Here is an 18,662-nt window from a genome sequence, read left to right as displayed (position 1 = left end):
GGCTTTCCAGCCCGTCGCCCCAATCCGCTTCGCCGCTTTCGCTGCGTCGCCGTCGTTGCGAGAGACGAGATATTAGTCACCTTCGCCAAACTGCGCAAGCCCTTTGTGAAATTATTTTGAAAAACCGGCAAATTCCTGCATTTCGCGCCGCAGCACTCTGTCTCCGTCCATATATAGAGACGAGACGGTCGGCCGAACCAGCGTCAGCCCCAACGCCTTTGGCACAATAGCGGGCATGAATACCGATCTTTCCCCCGACGCCCCCGGGCACACGCATCCCTTGCATCCCTTCGCCGCGCTCCTGCCCGACGTTGTCATCTCCGCCGTCGAGCAATTAGGGAGCTACAGCGACGGACGTCTGCTCGCACTCAACAGTTACGAGAACCGCGTCTATCAGGTGGGGATGGAAGACGGCCCGCCCCTGATCGCCAAGTTCTACCGCCCCGGGCGCTGGACCGACGACGCCATTCTGGAAGAGCATGCCTTCACGCAAGCGCTCGCAGAGCGCGAGATCCCCGTCGTCGCTCCTCTGGAGATTCAGGGCAAGACCCTGCATCACTTCGAGGGCTTCCGCTTTGCGCTCTTCCCTCGGCGCGGCGGCCGCGCCCCCGAACTACAAGATCCCGACACGCTCAACTGGCTCGGCCGCTTTCTCGGGCGCATCCACGCGCTCGGCGCCACCCAGCCGTTCCAGCACCGCCTCACCCTGAATATCGACAGCTACGGGCACGCCCCCGTCGACTATCTTTGGACGAACGACTTCATCCCGGCCGATCTGCGCGATGCCTGGCGCAGCATCGTCGATCTGGCGCTCGCCGGCATTGCCCGCGCCTACGAGCGTGCAGGGGACGTAACGCTGCTGCGCGTGCACGGCGACTGCCACGCCGGCAACATCTTGTGGACCGACGCCGGCCCGCACTTCGTCGATTTCGACGACACCTGCATGGCCCCGGCAATGCAGGATCTGTGGATGCTGCTCTCAGGCACGCGCCCCGAGATGACCGCCCAGCTCGACGAAGTCCTCTCCGGCTACGAAGACTTTGCCGACTTCAACCCGCGCGAGTTGCACCTGACTGAAGCCTTGCGAACACTGCGCCTGCTGCATTACAGCGCTTGGCTGGCGCGCCGCTGGGACGACCCCGCCTTCCCTGCCGCCTTCCCCTGGTTCAACACACAGCGCTATTGGCAGGACCGCATCCTTGAACTGCGCGAACAAGTCGCCCTCATGGATGAACCGCCGCTGACCTGGCGCTGATCCGCCCGCCCGCACTCACCACCATCGCCACATGGTGAACGCGAGTGCGGCGGCAACGCACCACTCCGCAGCCGAGCCCGTCGTCACGTAAAGCGGCGAACGGAAACGGGTGCGCAGCGGCCAGCAAAGCGGCACCCCGGAGGGTGTGAGCCAGTCGGCCAGCAGGTGAGACAAATAGCCGGCGCATAGCGCAATCATCCACGCGGGCACACGTCCCCATCCATACAGGCAGGCCACGACCGCCAGCAGGGGCAGCAATAGCGAATGCGTCATACCGCGATGCCCGAACACACCGGAGATCGCCAGAGAAAGCGGTGCGACACGGCGCCCCAGCAAACTCTTTGGATGATCGATGTCGGGGAGCAACGCGCCGACGAGTGTCAGCGGCCAGGCATGAACGCTAGCGGCCCACCCGGTGCGATGCATCAACCACATTGCGCCGATACCGAATATGAGATGACTTCTGGCTTGCATGACAGACGGGAAGCGACGCGCGGGAATGTCTTGCGCCTCTGGGAAGGGGGCCGAAGTCTATCACCGCGCGGGCAATAGGCGCAGCCCCTTCATGCCATCGGCCGATCACACCGCGGGCGAGAGCGCAACGCTCCGGGCAAACAAATGTCAATTACGCCACATTCGACGCGGTTCGATTGACGGTGTCATACCCGCCCCGTACGATCCGATCCGCCCGACGGATTTTCAGACTTTCGCGCGACCGAACGCCCCGCCCCGCAGGAGTTTTTGATGAAGAAGTATCTGATCCTCGCCGCCGCCTTGGCGCCACTTGCCGCACAGGCCATGAACCCGCTCGTCACGGACGACACCGGCACGCAGGACACCGGCAACTGGCAGCTTGAGCTGAACAGCGAATGGACCACGCTGCAGACGTCGCGCCAGCAACAATGGAGCAACACGCTGACATACGGCGTGCTGCCCAACCTCGATGTTGCGATCCAGGCGCCTTACCAACGCAATCGCCCCGACGGCGACGGCTGGACCAACGGCTTCTCCGACCTCCAGTTGCAAGCCAAATGGCGCTTCCTCGAAGGCGAGCAATGGAGCCTTGGCCTGAAGCCCTTCATCACACTGCCGACAGCCAGCCGGGAACGAGGTCTCGGCAACGGCCGCGCGACGACCGGGGCGAACCTGCTGATGCAATACAACCTCGATCGCTGGACGTTCCTCGCAAACGCCGGTTACACCTGGAACAACAACGGCATCGGCAATCGGCAGAGCCTGTGGAACGCCTCCACGGCCGTGCTTTTCAGCGCGACGGATACGGTGCGTCTGGTCGCCGACATCGGCGTCGCGACCAATCCGAACGCCACCACCCAAACGAAACCGGCCTACGCGCTGGTCGGCGCGATCTACAGTCCCACCAAGGATCTCGATCTGGACGTCGGCTACAAACGCGGCCTGAATCCCGCGTCGATCTCACACTCGGTGCAGGCCGGCGTCACCGTTCGCTGGTAAGCGTCGCGCCCCGGCGGGCGGCCGCCCCGTGACACGGCAGCCGCCCCTCAGCGCCCTCTCCCACGAATCAACAACAAGCGAGATGGCGCGCTTTGCGAGTCGCCAGCCCCTCGTCGGGCGGACGCTTCCACCAATCCTGCGACGAGAAGATCTCCACTTCGTGCATACCGTCGTATCCCTGCGCTTCGACAAGTGCCCGAGCAGCGGGAATATCGATGACGCCGTCGCCCATCATGCCGCGATCGAGCGGCAAGTCCTGCGTCCGCCACAAGAAGCGCGTGCGCAAGACGCGGAGAAAATGCACGCCTCGCGCATGTTTGTCAGGGGTCCATAAAACAAATTTCATAAATGCTTGACACGATGCACAGAATACCCGTAATATTCATTTCTTCAGACGCGGGGTGGAGCAGTCTGGCAGCTCGTCGGGCTCATAACCCGAAGGTCACAGGTTCAAATCCTGTCCCCGCAACCAAGATTCAGCAAAATGCCTTGATTTCGTAGCGAAATCAGGGCTTTTTTGCGTTCCGGACGGTGCTACACGGGAGCTACACTCGTGGCCGCTCAGCACCCGCAACCACTAGGCGCAACGTAAGGCGAACCGGTTTTCTTTGAAGACGCCCCGGCGCAGGTCGATCCCCAATCGGTGATCGGCGTCCGGACCGGGCTTCTGAAACGAGGTGGCGCTATTCCCGCACCAGATTGATCTATGCGTGAGCGATGTCCGCGCCGATCCGAGAACGCTGAACGGTCGCGAAGGGACGTTCGACATTGCCACATGGATCGCTGACAATCGACTCGGCAATCGCTTAACAACATCACCAGGGAGAGACGGCATGAAAATGGACGCATTTGCGTTTGGCACGACAAACTGGGCGGAAGTCGAAAGGACAGAGCACCAAGGTGAGACAGGCGTAGCTTATTGGCGCACGCGATTTTTTGGCGAGGCGCCTAATCAAATCCGTGTGCGGATGGTGGAATACACCCCGGGCTACCTTGCCGACCATTGGTGCCAAAAAGGGCATGTTCTCTTCTGCATGGAAGGTGAGTTGGAAACGACCCTCGAAGACGGGCGGAAGTTCGTTTTAACGGCCGGCATGAGTTATCAGGTTGGCGACAACGCTGAACCGCATCAGTCCTATACCAAGACAGGTGCCAAGCTCTTCATTGTTGACTGAACCGCGCAATACCAGTCGTTGGGACGGCATGAGGCGGGCACTCTCTGCCCGCCTTCAGGCAGGCGAAGCCCGGCGCGGCCGTGATAGAGTCGGCCATCACTCTCTATCGCGTAGCCTTATGCCGCCTACCGCTGAACGTGAGCCCGCCGCCGATTCGGCAGATCGTCAATCGGGCGTGGACAGTGCCGCCAGCGCACTCAGCATGATCCTTTCCCCCGCGAAAACCGCGCTTCTGGTCATGCACTACCAAACCGACATCATGGCGCTGTTCCCGTCGGTCGCCCCCACATTGCTCGCCAACACACGTCAGTTGTGCGATGCCGCTCGGACAAAAGGCGTCGACGTCTATTTCGCGAAAATCCACTTCAGCCCAGGCTATCCGGAAGTCAGCCCACTGAATCGGAATGGGCAAGGCATCAAGCAACTAGGTCTGTTCGTCGACGACCGGATCTCGCCCGAACTCGGCCAACGGGCCAATGAGCCACTCATCGTCGCGCATCGCGCCAGCGTGTTCTTCGGCACCGACCTGCAAGTCCGGCTCTCGGCACGGGGAATCGATACCCTGATCATGGTGGGCATTGCCTCTACCGGCGTAATGCTGTCGTCAATCGCGTATGCGAGCGATGCCGACTTCCGTTTGTTCACGGTCAAGGACTGTTGCTACGACCCCGATCAGGTCGTGCACGATCATCTCTTTTCGACGGCGTTCGATTCGCGCACAACGGTGCTTTCACTGGCCGGCGCATTGGAAATGCTCGCGTAAGCCGCCGATTTCGACGCTCACCCGGCGCGACGCCAAAACCGCTGCTCGACCACCTTGGTTCCCCATTGCTCGCCTTCGGATTCGTCGCTCAATCGAAAGCCGAACGACTCATACAGATGGCGGGCAGCGTCCAGCCCCTTGAACGTCCACAGGTAGGTCTCGCGAAAGCGTTCGTCGACAAAGCGCATCGCTCGCGACATCAATTGCCGTCCAACGCCGGAGCCACGCAATGCATCGTCGACAATGAACCATCGCAAATGCGCGATGCCGGTTGCCATGTTTCCATCAATGGCGAGCGACGCAAGCGTCCGGCCATTTTCGACGTAGCACCACAACGCCTTACCGTCGGCCGGCAACGCCCCCGCGAACTCGGCAAGCTCCGTGGCCACCTTCCTCTCGAAGAACGCACCGAATCCCCAATGTTCCGCGTAAAACCGGGCGTGCAAGCTGGCAATGTCGCCGATGCAGCCCGGTTGATACCCTTGCACGATTTGTGCGGGCACCTCATCGTCATTCACGGCTTGTACGGCATTGTCCTGCGCAAGCGCGTCGGCGTATAACGCGAGAGACCGAACCAGTGCTGCCTGATCGGCCGGTACGATGCGACGCAGCGCATTCGACACCTGGTCCGTCGCAAAGCGGTCGATCTTCTTGCGGAGTTTCTGTCCCGCATCCGTCAGATAGAGTTCAGACACGCGCGCGTCTTCGTTTGCCGTCACGCGCCTCACCAGATCGCCGGCCTCGAGCTTGGCGACCTGACGGCTCGTGTTCGATTTGTCCAGCCGGAGGATGTTACCGAGATCCTTGGCCGTGATCCCCGGCGCAGCGCCGATTTCGATGATCGCGTGTACCGCCGATGGCGCGAGATCGCTATCCGCCAGGGTCGTTCGCATGAAGCCCAGTTCACGAACCAATCTGCGAGAGAAGTCGCGGAGTTCCAGAATCTCCGCTTCGCGAGACTTACCGGGAAGATCGACGAGGTCCATGAGCCATCTCATAAAGGTTGCGAATTGCAACCAATATAGTTGCACATCGCAACTTATGCAACGCGCGACGACGTAACCAAAACGCAATCGCGGGAACGCTTCGTGAAGACGACAAGACGCACATGCGCTACCCGACCGCCATCTCCCAATTGCGGGGCTTTCGAATCGTCGAAATCGGCGAGGCGCTGGCCGTCGTCGAATTGAATACGCACGTGGAAATTCACGGCAATCAGCAGGGCACCGTGCACGGCGGGCTGCTATGCGAAGGGGCGATGAAGCGGTCTGAACAGCCGCAGGGGGGCGCGATCCCCTCACGCTTCAGCGCGAGAGAAGTGCCGACACCGGCCGCTGTCGGACGGTCATTGATCCTCGGTACCGAAGAGACCCTGTGCGTCCAGAATCGCGTAGGCAATCTCGGGACGCTGGTCGAGACAACGGCGGATGGCGGCAGGAATCGCGGCGTGCGTCTTTCGGCAAAGCCCCGGCTGTGCTTCCAACTGGATCGTGATGCCCCGGACCGTGCGGACTTCGTTGAGGCTCGGCGCGATCCGCAGCCGAACCCCAAGCTGGGTCTCCATGCGTTCTGCCACGCGCAGCAAGTCGGCGTAGGTGGCGAGCTTTTCGATATGGCCCACCAGTCGCTTCTCCTCCGCCTGCGTCAACCGCAAGATCCGGCGATCACCGTTCGGGTCCTGCATGAGGCGCTCACGCTCGCAGGTGCAGGCACCGGGCGGGCACTCCGTACGAATCGGAAAAAGGGGCTCGTCGAGCATGTCGAAGACGGGAATTGGATAGCCGGGATTGCCGCGATTGCCTTAGCGTCCATCATCGGCGACTAAAGTATCCCAATTATGTCGTCTTGCAGCCATTAGGGATGTCCGGGTACCGGCAGCGTTATACTCTCGCGCTCTAATTGCTTTTGTCACACCTCAGGGACTTCATCATATGAGCGCACTTCCTCCTTGCCCGAAATGCCACTCCGAATTCACTTATGAAGACGGAGGCCTCTACATCTGCCCGGAATGTGCTCATGAATGGTCGGCACAAGACGCCGCCCCGGCCGAAGCCACCGAGCGCGTTTTCCGCGATGCCACCGGCGCCGTTCTGCAAAACGGCGACACCGTGACCGTCATCAAGGATCTGAAACTGAAGGGCTCAGCCGGCGTGATCAAGATGGGCACCAAGGTGAAGAACATCCGGCTGGTGGACAGCGACCACGATATCGATTGCAAGATCGATGGCTTCGGTGCAATGAGCCTGAAGTCGGAATTCGTCAGGAAAGTGTGACCTGAACCCCGCCACTGCGCGCCTGCCCGGCGCGTGGCGGCGACGGCGACGCGCTCGCACAGCCCTGCTGCCCGACTCGTCCGACGGTGAGCGCTTGGCCGCTCACCGCGCCCGAATAGCGAATCCGTCGACGTAAGCCCCCAGATCGGCCGCACTTGCGGCGTCCCAAACCCTGCCGTCGCAAAGCACCTCGCTAGCGGGCAAGGACACCACCGGCACCCCTTCGGCCCGTGCCGCCGCCTCGAACAGCGCGGTCTGATTCACCTCGTTCGCCGTCCGGGCGGCCCCCGCCAACGCCTCGGCGCCCACCATGCCCCAGCGGCGATATTGCGAGATGAACCACATCCCGTCAGACGGATGCGGGTAATTCACCGCCCCCTCGTCGAAGAAACTCACGGCGAGCAAAGCGTGCCGCCCCTGCATGCGTCCGAAGTCCCCCAACAGACGTGCCGCGATCAGATCGCGCGGCGCGCCGACCCATGCCGGTTCGGCGAGCCATCCTGCCGCTTCCGCCCGATGCCCGGGCATATCCAGCCAGCGGCACGCACTGAGTAGCGTGCGCACCAGCGCCTGTGCCGTCTTCGGGTAACGGGCGACGAAATCCCGGCGGCAGGCGAGCACCTTTTCAGGGTGATTCGGCCAGATGTCACTCGACACCGCCACCGTGCGCCCCAGACCGCGTGCCTGGGCCACCGCGTGCCACGGCTCGCCGCAGCAAAAGCCGTCGAGTCCCCCCTCCTCCATCGCAGCGACCATGTGTGCCGGAGGAATGACGATGCTCGACACCTCCGAGAGCGGATCGATGCCCTGCGCCGCAAACCAGTAGTTCAGAAACATTGCATGCGTGCCCGTCGGGAAGGTCTGTGCGAAAACCGGCTTGCGCCCGAGCGACACCAGCGCCTCACGCAAGTCGCCCGTGCGCGCCATCGCATCGGCCAGCGACGGCGTCACCGTCACGGCCTGCCCGTTGCGATTGAGCACCATGAGCACCGCCATGTCCTCGCGCGGCCCGCCAATGCCCAACTGCACCCCGTACACAAGACCGTACAACGAATGCGCGGCGTCCAGCTCGCCCGTGAGCAACTTGTCGCGCACGGCGGCCCACGACGATTCACGGCTCAACTCCAGCGTCAGTCCGTGCTCGTGCCCCAGTTCCAGACGCTTCGCCACGACCAGCGGCGCCGCATCGGACAACGCGACGAACCCTACGCGCAGATGCCGTTTTTCCGGCATATCGTCCGAAATAAGGTCCGGCGATTGCGCGTCAGAAGCTAACCATGATGACGTCGACATGAGCAGTGTCTACCCCAGTAATTCGGCAATCGAGACGAGTTGGCGCGCCACTTCGACGAGCTTCTCGCCCTGATCCATCGCCCGTTTGCGCAGAATGGCATACGCCTCCTGCTCGGAAATCTTGCGTCGATCCATGAGCAGCCGCTTGGCACGGTCGATCAGCTTGCGGTCGGCCAGTTCGCTCTCGGCTTTGACCAGCCGTGCCCGCAACTTTTCCTCATGGGCGAAACGCGCAAGCGCGACTTCGAGAATCGGTGCGAGCCGGTCGGCGGCCAGTCCTTCGACGGAGTACGCCGTGACGCCCGCATCCACGGCCGCGCGAATCAGCGACTGATTACCGTCGGCCGAGAACATCAGCACGGGGCGCGGGGCCGCCGCATTCATCACGGCAAGTTGTTCGAGCGTGTCGCGCGACGGCGATTCGGTGTCGATGATGACCACATCCGGACGCTCGCTCTCCACCACACGCGGCAACGCCTGCGGCTTCGCGACCTCCGCCAGCATCTCGCAGCCCAGACGCGCAAGCGCCGCCCGCAACTCGCCGATCGGCTTGTCGGTATCGGTGACGAGCAACACGCGCAGCACGCCCTGCACGCCTGCCGTCTCGACAGCAGAGGTGTCCACAGGGACGACGGGTTTGCGGGGGTCGCGGGGAGGTATGGCCATAAAAGATATAACGCGTCAGGCCGCTCGTGCGATGACGTCCGGCGCGACGTCTGCGCAGGCGGTCCCCGCCGCCACGCCGACGCCCATCCCGCCGGGCGCTGCCATCAGCGATGCCTCACCGACCGCGCCGCCCACGAGCAGGATGGCCGGGCTGGCGAAGCGCCCGGCGCGCACGTCGGCCGCCAGACGTCCCAACGACGTTACCAGCCGGCGCTCTTGCGGCGTGCCGGCCCACTGCACAGCCGCTGCCGGTGTCGTCGCATCGAGGTGTGCCATCAACGTCTCGGCCAGCGCTTCGACCCGATTCACCCCCATGTAGATCGCCAGCGTGGTGCCCGTCGCGGCGAGCGCCGCCCAGTTGGGCGCGCTGCCGTCCTGCCGGTGTGCGGTGACGAAAGTCACGCCCGCGCAGTGGTCGCGATGCGTGAGCGACATGCCGAGGCCGGCCGCCGCTGCGAAGGCCGCCGACACCCCGTTGACGATCTCCACCGGCACGCCGGCGCGACGCAGCGCCGAGATTTCCTCGCCCGCACGCCCGAACATGAGCGCGTCGCCCCCCTTCACGCGCACCACATGCGCACCGGCCCGCGCGAACCGGCACATCAGCCGTTCGATGAAAGCCTGCGGGGTCGACCGGCAGCCGCCGCGCTTGCCCACGGCAATCACACGGGCCTGCGGTGCGAGCGTGGCGATCTCCGGATTGGCCAGATCGTCCACAAGCAGCACGTCGGCCTCGCCGAGCACGCGTGCCGCGCGCAACGTGAGCAGATCGAGCGCGCCGGGACCCGCGCTGAGCAGGGTGACTTTGCCGTTCTTCATGATCGTTCTCCCTCAAATCCTCGATATCCTGCATGTCGCCCAATTCAAGTTCTGTCATAGCGTTCGGGATCGAACGCCGGAAATCCGTGCTCAAGCGGCGTTCGTCGCCATCGGCTGCGCCACCTTGCCCGATGTCGCGCACATGCGCTGCAACTCCGGCACGCACGAGCCGCAAACCGTACCGCAGCCGAGTGTCGCTTTGAGTTGCGTCAGGTCCGCCCCGGCGCCGATGGCCGCGTCGATGCTCGACGCCGTCACCGACTTGCACTGACATACGGTGCGATCGCGCGGCCTGGCTGGCCCGCTGTCCGCCACGAAAACGGCATGACGCGCGCGCGTCCACGGCGACGTTTCGCGCACACGAGCGAGCAGCGACGCCGACACGGCGACATCCGCCTCGCTGCCGGCGACCAGCACGCCGTCGATCCATGTCTCGCGCCATGCCACCCGCCTGGTCATCGCCCGGCGAGCGTCGCGGTACTCCAGCAGCGACTCGTCGCGTGGCAGGCCCAGCGCGGTGTGCAAACGCTCAAGCCATGCCGCATCGGGCTGGTCGTCTGCTGCGGCGACCACAATCCGGTCGTCCCCCTCCAGACGCACCGTCGCGAAGCGCCGCTCGGCCAGCAACGGCTGCACCGCCGCATGCAGTTGCAACGCGTCGCCGCGACGCACCGCCGCCACGCGCCATGGCAGCGTAAGCGGATCGACACGCACCGCAGCGTGCTTCAGCTCCGGCTGCTTTGAGTATTTGTCTACCGCGCCGAGGGTTGTATCGTTCACGCCCCCGCCGCCGAGGAACTGCCCGCTCCAGTGCATGGGCACGAACACCGTGCCCGACGCGACGTCGTCGCTCACGCTCAGCGTCAGCACCCGTTCGCCGCGACGGCTCGACAGCCGCACGAAATCCCCTGCGCGCAAGCTGCGGCGCGCGGCATCGGCCGGGTGCATCGTAAGCGCCGGTTCCGGCGCATGTTCGAACGCCTGCCCCACCCGCCCCGTACGGCTCATGCCATGCCACTGATCGCGCAGGCGTCCAGTAATCAGACGTAGCGGATGGCGCGCATTGATCGGCTCGGCCACGGGGCGGTATTCGAACGCGTGAAAGCGCGCCCGACCGTCGCCGGTGGCGAATACACCGTCCTCGTACCGGCGTGCTTGCCCGTGCGACGCCCCTGCCGGAAACGGCCACTGCTGGGGGCCGCGCGATTCGAGCATCGTGTAATCGATGCCGCCGATGTCCAGGTCACGCCCGGCTGTCAGCGCACGGTGCTCGTCGAAAATCGTCTCGATGGAGGAAAACGCGAACGGCGCCGGCGATGCATCGAGCTTGGGCGCAAGACGGCGGGCAACTTCGCTGGCAATCCACCAGTCTGCCCGCGCTGCGCCCGGTGCCGGCACTGCCGCCCGCACGCGTGAGATGCGACGCTCCGAGTTCGTGACCGTGCCCGCCTTCTCGCCCCAACTTGACGCCGGCAGCAACACGTCGGCATAAGGCACGGTATCTGTCTGGTGAAAGGCTTCCTGTACCACGACGAATTCCGCCTTTGCCAGCGCCTGGCGCACGCGTTCGCTGTCCGGCATCGAATGCACGGGGTTCGTGCACGCGATCCAGATCGCCTTGATGCGCCCGTCGCGCACGGCGTCGAACATCTCGACGGCGGGCAGGCCAGGCCTATCGGAGAGCCCCTGCACGCCCCACAACCGCTCGACTTCCGCACGATGCGACGCGTTGCCGATCTCACGATGTGCGGCGAGCATCGTGGCCATCCCGCCAACTTCGCGTCCCCCCATGGCGTTGGGCTGTCCCGTGAGCGAGAACGGTCCGGCGCCTGCGCGGCCGATCTGTGCGGTGGCCAGATGCAGATGGATGAGGGCGAGGTTCTTTTCGGTGCCGTGGCTCGACTGATTCAGCCCCATGCAATAAAGCGAGAGCGCCGCCGGGCTTTCGCCAAACCAGTCGGCCGCCTGCCGCAACGCGGACGCTTCAATGCCGCAGATATCCGCCACGAGTTGCGGCGGGTAGGCCCGCAGCACCTGCTTGAGGGCGTCGAACCCTTCCGTATGCGCATCGATGTATCCACGATCGATGCGCCCTTCCCAGATGAGGTGATGCAACATGCCGTGAAACAGCGCGACGTCGGTGCCGGGCACAATGGCCAGATGCAGATCGGCCATGGCGGCGGTGTCGGTGCGGCGCGGGTCCACGACGATCCAGCGGATCGACGGATCGGCCGCCTTCGCCGCTTCGAGCCGCCGGAACAACACCGGGTGCGCGTACGCCATATTGCTGCCCGCGAATAGCACCGTGCGGGCCGCTTCGAGATCGTCGTAGCACGTAGGCGGGCCGTCGGCGCCGAACGCCATCTTGTAGCCGCTCACGGCGCTCGACATGCATAGCCGCGAATTCGTGTCGATGTTGTTGGTACGCACCAGCCCCTTGGCCAGCTTGTTGAAGACGTAGTAGTCCTCGGTCAGCAACTGTCCCGACACATAGAACGCGACGGCATCCGGCCCGTGACGGCGGATGACGTCGGCAAAGCGCGAGGCCACCGTTTCCAGCGCATCGTTCCATGTCGCGGGCGCGCGTGCGGCATCGCGCGTGCTGCGAAGCTCGGGCATCAGCACACGACCGGCGAGCGACTGGGCAGTGAGCGGCAAGGTCATGCCCTTGCTGCACAGACGCCCGAAGTTCGCCGGATGCGCCGGGTCGCCCTGCACACCGACGATGCGCTCGCCGTCGCTCTCCACGAGCATGCCGCAACCGACACCGCAGTAGCAGCAGGTGGTTTGCGTGAGGGTGGTCATAAGGGCTCCGGCAATGGCAAGAGAGTCAAGCGGCAGCCGCGGCTTCGGCTGCCTCGGCACGCGTCGCGTCGTCGAGCGACAAATACACTTCGCCCGCGTCGATCCGCACGGCAAAGCGCTGCGCGCAACCCACATCGGGCGCGCAGGCTTCGCCGGTGTTCAGATCGATGTTCCAGGCATGCAGCGGACACGTCACCTTCTCGCCGTGCACGATGCCCTGCGACAGCGCGCCCCCCTTGTGCGGGCATTTGTCACGCAGTGCGAAAACGTTATCGCTCTCAGTGCGAAACAGGGCGATATCGCCGGTCGGATGGGGCAGCACGCGCGTGCCCAAACGCGGGATCTCATCGACGTCGCACACATGCAGCCAGATCGGTTCGGATAGCGTCATGGTGATCTCCTCAGGCCATCGCAGGTGCCACGCCCAGCGGCGCGAGCGGACGGTATTCGTTGGCTTGCGCCCCCTCGATGCGCGCTTGCCACGGGTCGGGCAGGCCGTCGAGCGAGAACAGCAACCGCTCGTAGAGCGCGCGGCGGTTGGCCGCGTCGTTCACCACGCGCTGCTTCACGTAGTCGAGACCCACGCGATCGAGGTAATGCACCGTGCGGTCGAGGTAATAGGCTTCTTCGCGATAGAGCTGCAGGAAGGCTCCCGTATACTCCTTGACCTCTTCGGCCGTCTTCACCTTGACGAGGAATTGCGCCACTTCGGTCTTGATGCCGCCGTTGCCGCCGACATACAGCTCCCAGCCCGAATCGACGGCGATCACGCCTACGTCCTTGATCCCCGCTTCGGCACAGTTGCGCGGACAGCCCGACACGGCCAGCTTCACCTTGTGCGGCGACCACATGTTCGCGAGCATCGTCTCGAGATCGATCCCCATCTGCGTGCTGTTCTGCGTGCCGAAGCGGCAGAACTCGCTGCCCACGCACGTCTTCACGGTGCGGATCGACTTGCCGTAGGCGTGTCCCGACGGCATGCCCAGATCGCGCCAGACATTCACGAGGTCTTCCTTTTTCACACCGAGCAGATCGATACGCTGACCGCCCGTGACTTTGACCATCGGAATCTGATACTTGTCCGCCACGTCAGCGATGCGGCGTAACTCGCTCGCATTCGTCACACCGCCCTTCATCTGCGGGATGACCGAGAACGTGTTGTCCTTCTGAATGTTGGCGTGCACGCGCTCGTTGACGAAGCGGCTTTGCGGATCATCGACCGCCTCTTTCGGCCACGTGCTCAGCATGTAGTAGTTCAGTGCGGGACGGCACGTCGCGCAGCCGTTGGGGGTGCGCCATTCGAGGAAGTCGAAGGCGGCGCGATGCGTGGTGAGGTGATGCTCACGCACCGCGCGGCGCACGTCGGCGTGCGACAGATCCGTGCAGCCGCACACGGCCTTTTCCTTCGGCGCGGCATCGTAGGTCGAGCCCAGGGTGCTCATCAGAATCTGTTCGCACAGCCCGGCGCACGAGCCGCAGGAACTGGCGGCCTTGGTGTGCTTCTTCACTTCGTCCAGCGTGAACAAGCCCTTCTCGGTGATCGCCTTGACGATGGTGCCTTTGCACACACCGTTGCATCCGCAGACTTCGTCGCTATCGGACATGGCCGACGCGCGGTTCTGCCCCTGCGTGCCGACGTCGCCCACACTCGACTCGCCGAACATGATGCGCTCGCGCAATTCGCCCAGTGTGCGCCCTTCGCGCAGCAGCTTGAAGTACCAGGCACCGTCGGCCGTGTCGCCGTACAGGCACGCGCCGACGAGCTTGTCGTCGCGAATCACGAGTTTCTTGTAGACGCCGCTCGCCGGATCGGACAGCACGATTTCTTCGGTGCCTTCGCCGCCGAGAAAGTCGCCTGCCGAGAACAGATCGATGCCCGTGACCTTGAGCTTCGTCGACATCACCGAGCCGCGATAGCTGCCAATGCCCATGAGCGCGAGGTGGTTCGCGCAGACCTTGGCCTGTTCGAACAGCGGCGCCACGAGACCGTAGGCCACACCGCGATGGCTCACGCACTCGCCCACGGCGTAGATGCGAGGATCGTAAGTTTGCAGCGTGTCGGACACGACAATCCCGCGCGAGCAATACAGCCCGGCCGCTTCGGCCAGCGCCGTATTCGGCCGGATGCCGGCTGCCATCACGACAAGGTCGGCGGCAACGGTTTCGCCGTCGCTGAACTGCACGGCGCGCACGGCACCATTGCCGTCGTCGAGAATGGCGGACGTTTGATGCGACAGCCGGAACGCGAGACCGCGCGCTTCGAGCGAGCGTTGCAGGAGCTTGCCCGCCGTGCTGTCGAGCTGACGTTCGAGCAAGGTATCGGCCAGATGCACGACGGTCACGTCCATGCCGCGCAACTTGAGACCGTTGGCCGCTTCCAGGCCGAGCAGGCCACCACCGATCACGACCGCATGACGCTTCAGGCGCGCCGTCTCGATCATGATCTCGGTGTCGCGAATGTCGCGATAGCTGATGACCCCGTCGAGATCCTTGCCCGGCACCGGCAGGATGAACGGGCTGGAGCCGGTGGCGATGAGCAGACGATCGTACGGCGCTTCGGTGCCGTCGGCACAGCGCACCACACGGCGCGGCCGGTCGATCTGCGTGACTTCCTTGCCCAGATGCAGCGTGATGCCCTTTTCCGCATACCAGTCGAGCGGGTTGAGCACGATGTCGGCGAACACCTGTTCTCCCGCAAGCACCGGCGAGAGCAGGATGCGGTTGTAGTTCGGGTGCGGCTCCGCGCCGAACACGGTGATGTCGTACTGATGCGGCGCGATCTCCAGCAATTCTTCGAGCGTGCGGATGCCCGCCATGCCATTGCCAATCACGACCAGACGAGGTTTGCGCATGCTGTCTTCTCCTGTTGCAACGCGTGCAGCGCCCGAAAAACAAAACGGCGTCCGTCCGTGCCGAAGCACGGAGGGACGCCGTTGTCCTGTGGGTACGTCGCAGGCCATCTCGCCCGACGCCGCACCTGAATTCGTTGCCGGCGACGCCTTTGCCGCTGGCCTTTACGCTAACGCAACAAGCGTGCCAGCCATGTCCTTACTATCGGCAGAGCTTTGCCAGGTAAGGCGAAAGAGGAGAAATGTCTATGGGAAACGTCCGAAGCCAGAGAGAAAACTGCTGCACCGCAGCAGTGCAAGGCGGTACCGCACCCGCCTTGCACGCACCAGGATGATGCGCCCTCGCGTGCCGCCGGCAGGGCACACCGGCGGAGTATGCCGGCGGGTCGCGGCTCGTCAGTCGTCCTGCATGAGCGCGCGGCCGATGATCAGTTGCTGAATCTGCGTTGTGCCTTCATACAGACGAAGCAGGCGCACGTCGCGATAGAAGCGCTCGACCTTGTACTCGTTGATGTAACCCGCCCCGCCGTGTATCTGCACGCCGCGATCGGCCACGCGGCCGACCATCTCCGTACAGAACAGCTTGGCGCACGATGCCCGCATGCTCACATCGGCGTCGCGCTTGCCCGCGGGCTTGGCGTCGTAGCGCGCGGCGCAGTCCTGCACCATCGACCATCCCGCATAGTGTTCCGCCTGACTGTCCGCGAGCATCGCCTGCACGAGCTGGAAGTCGCCGATGCGCTGACCGAATTGCTTGCGTTCGCGCGCGTAGGCCACCGCCTCGTCGAGAATCCGCTGCGCCATGCCGCAAGAGAGCGCCGCCACATGCAGACGGCCGCGATCGAGCACCTTCATGGCCGTCTTGAACCCCTTGCCGGCCTCGCCGCCGATGATATTCGCCGCAGGCACGCGTGCACCTTGCAGCACAACGTCGCAGGTCTTCGTACCGCGCTGGCCCATCTTCTTGTCGGGCTTGCCGAGCGACAGCCCCGGCGTGTCGGCCGGCACGATGAAGGCCGAGATGCCGCCCGCCCCTTCGCCGCCGGTGCGCGCCATCAAAGTGAAAGCCCCCGCGCGCGGTGCGTTGGTAATGAACCGCTTCACGCCATCGAGCACGTACGTGTCACCGTCGAGCACGGCGCGCGTCTTGAGGGCCGCCGGGTCCGACCCCGCGTCGGGCTCCGTGAGCGCGAACGACATGATCAGATCTCCGCTCGCCACACGCGGCAGCAAATCGCGCTTCTGCGCCTCGGTGCCGTCCATCAGAATGCCCTGGGAGCCGATCCCGACATTGGTGCCGAACACCGAGCGAAACGCCAGCGACGTCTGCCCGAACTCGTAAGCCACGCGCACTTCCTGTTCCATCGACAAGCCGATGCCGCCGAATTCCTCGGGGATCGACAGACCGAACAGACCCATCTCCTTCATTTCGTCGACGATCGCGGCGGGCACGTCGTCGTGCTCCTCCACGTCGTTCTCGGCAGGCACCAGCCGCTCGCGGATGAAACGTTGCACCGCCGCGAGCAACAGCTCGAACGATTCGCTATCCAGTCCCTTCGATGTCATTTGCTACTCGTCCTCAAGGTGTGCGTTCAATCGTTTCTGCGCGAGATGCGTCGAGCATTTCGCGCAGCTTGAATTTTTGTATCTTACCCGTGGGTGTCGTCGGGAGCGTGTCGCGAACGTCGATCCGCTCGGGCCAGTACTGCCGGGCAACCTTGTGCGACGCGAGGAAATCAGTCACCGTCGCGAGGTCGATCGACTCGCCGGCACGCGGCACGATGACCGCGCAGGCGCGCTCGCCAAGACGCTCGTCCGGATACGCAACGATAGCCACCGAGGCGACCGCCGGATGCCGGTACAGGAGCGCTTCGATTTCGACGACGGGGATGTTCTCGCCGCCGCGAATGATCACGTCCTTGCTGCGCCCGGCAATACGCACGTAGCCGGTCGCGTCGAGCCATGCCATGTCGCCGGTGTCGAACCAGCCGTTATCGTCGGTGCCGTTCCATTGCGCGCGCTTCAGGTAGCCACCGAAATTCGAGCAGGCCCGCACGAGCAGACGCCCCGTCTCACCGGCGGGCAACTCGTCGTTCTGCGCATCGACCACTCGCAACTCCACGCCGGGAAGCGGGCAACCGTCGGTCGTCGAGGCCCGCACGTCGTCATCGTCGAGACGCGTCAGCGTGACCGCGCCGTTCTCCGTCATCCCCCATGCCGAGACGATTTTCGCGCCCAGCACGCTACGCGCCTGCTCGACGACGGGGCCGGGAATCGGCGCCCCCGCACACAGGAATGCACGCAGGCTAGGCACACGCACGCCGGCGGCCGCCACCGCTTTCGTCAGATCGGAGAGGAACGGGGTCGAAGCCATCGTGAACGTCACGCCATGCTCGCGGATGAGCCGCACCGCATTGGCCGGGTCCCAGATATCGAGCATCACGGCGCTCGCCCCGAGAATCACCGGCATCATGAGTCCGTACATGAAGCCGGTCTGGTGCGCGAGGGGCGAGCCCATGAGGATGACGTCGTCGCGGCAGAGGCGCATACGCTCGGCATAGGCGAGAATGTTCGAGAACGTGGTATTCGCGCTGTGCATCACGCCTTTGGGCTCGCCCGTCGTCCCCGAGGTGTACATCAACTGCATGACGTCGTCCGGATGGGCTCGTGCCGCCCGCATGGCGGCCTGCTCGGTGCGCGATGCAGCAGGTTCGCCCGCCATGAGCACGGCATCGAAACTATCGTCGCCGAGACCTTCGCCATCGACCACGATGACGTGCCGCAGGTCAGGCAAATCCGGCTGCAGGGCTCGCGCCATCGCGGCATGATCGAACCCCCGAAACTGGCGGGGCACGATGAACACCTTCGCCTCGCCATGCCGCAACATGAACGACAGCTCCCGCTCACGAAAGATGTGCATCAGCGGATTGAGCACTGCACCGATCCGCGCGCAAGCCAGATAAGTCAACGCGAACTGCCAGCCGTTGGGCAACTGGCAGGCAACGACATCGCCACGGCCTACGCCACGCCGCATCAACCCCAGCGCCAGACGCTCGGCACCGTCCGCGAGCGCGGCGTAGGTGAGGCACTGGGTCTGCCCCGTGGCTGTCGACACGGCCGTCAGTGCGATCTTGCCGGGCGACGCCGCCACCGCAGCATCGAGTGCATCATTAATCGTCCGTTCGGGCCACCAGCCACGTGCCACGCTCTGCTCGCGCCTTGGGGGAAGCAACACCGCGTCAAATTCCATTGCATCGTCTCCTGTGCTGTCGTGTCGTTCGTATCGTTATG

General features: G+C 64.1%; 17 protein-coding genes and 1 tRNA gene. 7 read left to right on the top strand and 11 right to left on the bottom strand.

Annotated elements, in window-relative coordinates; all coding sequences use genetic code 11:
- The first annotated feature begins 235 nt into the window (after positions 1-235).
- Positions 236-1,255 (top strand): serine/threonine protein kinase, encoded by a 1,020-nt coding sequence (locus tag PCO31110_RS17960; protein WP_010806926.1) that lies wholly within the window; start codon positions 236-238, stop codon positions 1,253-1,255.
- A 15-nt stretch (positions 1,256-1,270) separates the two neighbouring features.
- Here the strand turns inward: PCO31110_RS17960 and PCO31110_RS17955 are convergent, their stop codons facing one another.
- A complete protein-coding gene (locus tag PCO31110_RS17955) occupies positions 1,271-1,729 on the bottom strand; it encodes a metal-dependent hydrolase (RefSeq protein ID WP_150691027.1) in 459 nt (152 codons plus the stop codon).
- Positions 1,730-1,999: 270 nt separating this feature from the next.
- Here PCO31110_RS17955 and PCO31110_RS17950 point away from each other — a divergent pair, with 270 nt between their 5' ends.
- Positions 2,000-2,728 (top strand): transporter, encoded by a 729-nt coding sequence (locus PCO31110_RS17950; protein ID WP_150691026.1) that lies wholly within the window; start codon positions 2,000-2,002, stop codon positions 2,726-2,728.
- A 67-nt stretch (positions 2,729-2,795) separates the two neighbouring features.
- Here PCO31110_RS17950 and PCO31110_RS17945 read toward each other — a convergent pair whose 3' ends face one another.
- A complete protein-coding gene (locus PCO31110_RS17945; protein ID WP_174979610.1) occupies positions 2,796-3,032 on the bottom strand; it encodes a hypothetical protein in 237 nt (78 codons plus the stop codon).
- Positions 3,033-3,123: 91 nt separating this feature from the next.
- On the opposite strand from PCO31110_RS17945, the gene PCO31110_RS17940 reads away from it, so the two are divergent.
- From PCO31110_RS17940 to PCO31110_RS17930, 3 genes are all read left to right on the top strand, one after another.
- Positions 3,124-3,200: transfer RNA gene (locus PCO31110_RS17940), tRNA-Met, on the top strand.
- Positions 3,201-3,561: 361 nt separating this feature from the next.
- Positions 3,562-3,903: a DHCW motif cupin fold protein gene (locus PCO31110_RS17935; protein ID WP_010806930.1), complete on the top strand. Its 342-nt coding sequence runs from the start codon at positions 3,562-3,564 to the stop codon at positions 3,901-3,903.
- 202 nt (positions 3,904-4,105) lie between these two features.
- Positions 4,106-4,666 (top strand): cysteine hydrolase family protein, encoded by a 561-nt coding sequence (locus PCO31110_RS17930; RefSeq protein WP_246189888.1) that lies wholly within the window; start codon positions 4,106-4,108, stop codon positions 4,664-4,666.
- A gap of 17 nt (positions 4,667-4,683) precedes the next feature.
- On the opposite strand, the gene PCO31110_RS17925 is transcribed toward PCO31110_RS17930, so the two are convergent.
- Positions 4,684-5,652, bottom strand: coding sequence for a bifunctional helix-turn-helix transcriptional regulator/GNAT family N-acetyltransferase (locus PCO31110_RS17925; RefSeq protein WP_010806932.1), 969 nt, complete (start codon positions 5,650-5,652; stop codon positions 4,684-4,686).
- A gap of 122 nt (positions 5,653-5,774) precedes the next feature.
- On the opposite strand from PCO31110_RS17925, the gene PCO31110_RS26215 reads away from it, so the two are divergent.
- Entirely contained in the window at positions 5,775-6,491 is a 717-nt protein-coding gene (locus PCO31110_RS26215) for a hypothetical protein (RefSeq protein WP_174979607.1), read from the top strand.
- Between the two features lie 106 nt (positions 6,492-6,597).
- Positions 6,598-6,939: a zinc ribbon domain-containing protein YjdM gene (locus PCO31110_RS17910; protein ID WP_010806936.1), complete on the top strand. Its 342-nt coding sequence runs from the start codon at positions 6,598-6,600 to the stop codon at positions 6,937-6,939.
- Between the two features lie 102 nt (positions 6,940-7,041).
- Here PCO31110_RS17910 and PCO31110_RS17905 read toward each other — a convergent pair whose 3' ends face one another.
- From PCO31110_RS17905 to aliA, 8 genes are all read right to left on the bottom strand, one after another.
- On the bottom strand, positions 7,042-8,232 hold the full coding sequence (locus tag PCO31110_RS17905) for a CmpA/NrtA family ABC transporter substrate-binding protein (protein ID WP_246189879.1): 1,191 nt from the start codon (positions 8,230-8,232) through the stop codon (positions 7,042-7,044).
- 9 nt (positions 8,233-8,241) lie between these two features.
- The gene (locus tag PCO31110_RS17900) at positions 8,242-8,817 is read right to left on the bottom strand and encodes an ANTAR domain-containing response regulator (RefSeq protein ID WP_036663257.1); all 576 of its coding nucleotides are present in this window, start codon (positions 8,815-8,817) and stop codon (positions 8,242-8,244) included.
- Positions 8,818-8,913: 96 nt separating this feature from the next.
- Entirely contained in the window at positions 8,914-9,717 is an 804-nt protein-coding gene (cobA, locus tag PCO31110_RS17895; RefSeq protein WP_246189878.1) for a uroporphyrinogen-III C-methyltransferase, read from the bottom strand.
- A gap of 90 nt (positions 9,718-9,807) precedes the next feature.
- Positions 9,808-12,522, bottom strand: coding sequence for a nitrate reductase (locus PCO31110_RS17890; RefSeq protein ID WP_150691025.1), 2,715 nt, complete (start codon positions 12,520-12,522; stop codon positions 9,808-9,810).
- A gap of 25 nt (positions 12,523-12,547) precedes the next feature.
- Entirely contained in the window at positions 12,548-12,913 is a 366-nt protein-coding gene (nirD, locus tag PCO31110_RS17885; protein ID WP_150691024.1) for a nitrite reductase small subunit NirD, read from the bottom strand.
- 10 nt (positions 12,914-12,923) lie between these two features.
- The gene (nirB, locus tag PCO31110_RS17880; RefSeq protein WP_150691023.1) at positions 12,924-15,374 is read right to left on the bottom strand and encodes a nitrite reductase large subunit NirB; all 2,451 of its coding nucleotides are present in this window, start codon (positions 15,372-15,374) and stop codon (positions 12,924-12,926) included.
- Between the two features lie 393 nt (positions 15,375-15,767).
- Positions 15,768-16,937, bottom strand: coding sequence for an acyl-CoA dehydrogenase family protein (locus PCO31110_RS17875; protein WP_010806943.1), 1,170 nt, complete (start codon positions 16,935-16,937; stop codon positions 15,768-15,770).
- A gap of 13 nt (positions 16,938-16,950) precedes the next feature.
- On the bottom strand, positions 16,951-18,621 hold the full coding sequence (aliA, locus tag PCO31110_RS17870) for a cyclohexanecarboxylate-CoA ligase (protein ID WP_150691022.1): 1,671 nt from the start codon (positions 18,619-18,621) through the stop codon (positions 16,951-16,953).
- Positions 18,622-18,662: the final 41 nt, after the last annotated feature.

The organism is Pandoraea communis, assembly GCF_902459745.1.
GTDB classification, from domain to species: domain Bacteria; phylum Pseudomonadota; class Gammaproteobacteria; order Burkholderiales; family Burkholderiaceae; genus Pandoraea; species Pandoraea communis.
This window is presented reverse-complemented; position numbering and strand designations above follow the sequence as displayed.